A 3,259-nucleotide genomic window follows, 5' to 3' on the forward strand; every position below is an offset into this window, starting at 1 on the left:
AGACAGCGCTTGGCGAGGCTACCAAGACCGTGCCTTACGTGCAGGACGGCGCCAAAATCTATCGCTTCACCGTTGCCTGGGGACAGGAGCGTTCGACCGATGACCTCGAAGGTCCGGTGACGAAAGAATCCGACCTGCGTCCGTCGGAAGCCCAAGTGCTCGCCCTGCTGCCGAAATACACCGGCGTCATCATGCAGACGCCGCCGCAATTCTCGGCCATCAAGATCGCAGGCGAGCGCGCCTATGATCTGGCCCGCGACGGCGCGACGGTCGACATACCCGCGCGAGAGATCGAGATCGGCCGTCTGGACGTTGTCGAGCATGGCGCCGACCATACTGTTTTCGAGGTCGAGTGCGGCAAGGGCACCTATGTGCGCTCGCTGGCCCGCGACATGGGCCGCGACATCGGCTGCTTCGGTCACATCTCCGAATTGCGCCGGGTCGAGGTCGAGCCGTTCACCTCGGAAGACTTCGTCACCATCGCCGAACTGGAAGCCGCCCGTTTCGGTGTGGAGGAGGTCGACAGCTCGGACACGACAGAAGCCGCTGACAAGGCAGAGGCTGCCGACAAGGTGGAAGCGCCAATCGACTTCGACGCCATCGATGCGCTTCTGGTCGACACATCGGCTGCCCTCGATTGCCTGCCGCAGATCGCCATCAGCGATGACGCGGCAACCAAGATCCGCCTCGGCAACCCGGTCATCATCCGCGGCCGCGACGCACCGGTGGAAGCCGAAGAAGCCTGCGCCACGGCGCGCGGCAAGCTGGTCGCCATCGGTGCCATTGAGCAAGGCATGTTCAAGCCCAAGCGGGTCTTTGCCGGTTGATTCCTGTCGTCTAATGTCGAGGCGAGGACTCGCACGAGGGGAATATGGCAAAGGCTGAGACCGTGAAGACGCGGGCACCGGCGAAAACGCGGCGGCCGCCGGTCGGTGCGTCGCCCGGCACGCTGATCGCCGACCCGTCGGCGCGTCGCTCGGAACTGCGTCTGACGCTGATCTCGCCCGAAAAATTCAAGACTATCGAAAATGCCAGCATCGACGACCTCAACACCCATTGCCACAAATGGCCGGTCCTCTGGCTCGACTGCACCGGCCTCGCCAACATCCCGCTGATCGAGGAGATCGGCCGCATTTTCAGCCTGCATCCGCTGGCGCTGGAGGACGTCGTCAACACCGGCCAGCGGCCTAAGGTCGACTTCTTCGAGGACCATGCCTTCGTCGTCGTCAGGATGATCGACGATGTCACCTCGCACCGCTATGAGCAGATCGCCGTCTTCTTCGGCAGCAACTTCGTCGTTACCTTCCAGGAGCGGGAAGGCGATCCATTCGATCCGGTGCGCAAGCGCATTGAAAGTTCGGCGCCCAACCGGCTGCGCGCCCGCGGCGCCGACTATCTTGCCTATGCGCTGATCGATGCCATCGTCGACAGCTATTTTCCGCCGATCGAGGCCGCCGGTGACATGGTCGACAGCATCGAGGACCAGATGCTGCATTCGCCGCACAAACACCAGATGCGGCAGCTGCATGAATTGCGGCGTGACGCCAACGTGCTGAAAGGCGTGCTGTGGCCGATGCGCGATGCGCTGGCGACGCTGATCCGCAACGATGTGCCCTATGTGAAGGCCGAGACCAAGATCTTCCTCAACGACACGCTCGACCATGCGCTCAGGCTGATCGAGCTGGTCGAGACCCAGCGCGATATGCTGACCGGCCTGATCGAGATGCACCTGTCGCTGAGCCAGGCGCGCACCAACGACGTTATCAGCTATCTCACCATCGTCTCGGTCATCTTCATGCCGCTCACCTTCCTGGTCGGCATCTGGGGCATGAATTTCGATCCGGAGTCTTCGCCCTGGAACATGCCGGAACTGAAGGCCTACTACGGCTATCCCTTGTCGCTGCTGTTCATGGCGCTTGTCGCGTTCGGGCTGATCGCCTTCTTCAAATGGAAGAAATGGCTTTGACAGGGATAAACCTGCCATTTTGGCCTGAAAAGCCGGCTTGTGAATTGGGCTGGTGTTTTCCGGGGAATTGCACTATATGCGCCGCAGCTTAGCGCTATGACGCTTTGCTTGCACCGGCCCCTGCTGGACGACATCCCGGCTGAGGGCGACCCGTTTCCTCAAACAGATAAGGAAAAACACGATGTCGATTACTGCCGAGCGCAAACAGGAATTGATGGGTGAATTCGCAACCGCCAAGGGCGATACCGGGTCTCCGGAAGTCCAGGTGGCCATCCTTTCCGAGCGCATCAAGAACCTGACCGACCATTTCAAGGACCACAAGAAGGATAACCATTCCCGCCGTGGTCTGCTTGCTCTCGTCTCCCAGCGCCGCAGCCTGCTTGATTATCTCAAGCGCAAGGACGACGCGCGCTACCAGACGCTGATCGAGAAGCTCGGTCTGCGTCGTTGACGAATTGACCGGCGGGCTTTCGAAGGAGAGCCCGCCGGTCGCGCATTCTGCCAGTCGTATCGACTGGCCAGACCCGGTTTCGATCGTGCAGAGGGCACTCGAAACCGCCCATGGACGGTCATGGGGCAGGATTGCAGGACGCTCGCGCGCGCACCGCGCCGAAATCACCCGAGCCTCCCGTTGTCTTGCCCGTGGCTGCCCGAGAAAGGAAGCCAGGGAAAGGGCATCTCCGCGCACCGTGAAACGGCGCGGCCCTTTCCTCATATTAAGGACAAGAGATGTTCAATCACCACAAAGTGGAAATCGAATGGGGCGGTCGTCCGCTCATCCTCGAAACCGGCAAGATCGCGCGCCAGGCTGATGGCGCGGTGCTCGCCACCTACGGCGAGACCAAGGTCCTCGCCACCGTCGTTTCGATGAAGGAGCCGAAGCCCGGCCTCGATTTCTTCCCGCTGACCGTCAACTACCAGGAAAAGACCTACGCCGCCGGCAAGATCCCGGGTGGCTATTTCAAGCGTGAAGGCCGTCCGAGCGAGAAGGAAACGCTGGTTTCCCGCCTCATCGACCGCCCGATCCGCCCGCTCTTCGCCTCCGGCTACAAGAACGACACCCAGATCGTCGTCACCGTCGTCCAGCATGATCTCGAGAACGATCCCGACATCCTGTCGATCGTTGCCACTTCGGCCGCCCTGACGCTCTCCGGCGTCCCCTTCATGGGCCCGGTCGGCGGCGCCCGCGTCGGCTACATCAACGGCGAATACGTTCTGAACCCGCATGTCGACGAGATGCAGGAATCCAAGCTCGACCTCGTTGTCGCCGGCACCGCCGACGCTGTGCTGATG

Annotated in this window: 3 protein-coding genes and 1 pseudogene; all 4 read left to right on the top strand. The window is 61.6% G+C overall.

Features of this window, described 5'->3' with window-relative positions; genetic code table 11:
• The coding region (truB, locus tag EN969_RS23340; protein ID WP_127419432.1) for a tRNA pseudouridine(55) synthase TruB at positions 1 to 827 on the top strand (827 nt) is incomplete at its 5' end.
• Between the two features lie 44 nt (positions 828 to 871).
• A complete protein-coding gene (gene corA, locus EN969_RS23345; protein WP_063169994.1) occupies positions 872 to 1,966 on the top strand; it encodes a magnesium/cobalt transporter CorA in 1,095 nt (364 codons plus the stop codon).
• Between the two features lie 139 nt (positions 1,967 to 2,105).
• Positions 2,106 to 2,417 (top strand): 30S ribosomal protein S15, encoded by a 312-nt coding sequence (gene rpsO, locus EN969_RS23350; protein WP_269470859.1) that lies wholly within the window; start codon positions 2,106 to 2,108, stop codon positions 2,415 to 2,417.
• A 278-nt stretch (positions 2,418 to 2,695) separates the two neighbouring features.
• Positions 2,696 to 3,259, top strand: a pseudogene (locus EN969_RS23355) (polyribonucleotide nucleotidyltransferase); the annotation flags it as partial.

It is taken from the genome of Mesorhizobium sp. M7A.F.Ca.CA.003.01.2.1 (assembly GCF_003998945.1).
Classification (GTDB): Bacteria; Pseudomonadota; Alphaproteobacteria; order Rhizobiales; family Rhizobiaceae; genus Mesorhizobium; species Mesorhizobium ciceri.

Excerpts from the sequence above, each read along its gene's own strand:
- corA (WP_063169994.1), top strand. The coding sequence starts at position 872 with ATGGCAAAGGCTGAGACCGTGAAGACGCGGGCACCGGCGAAAACGCGG.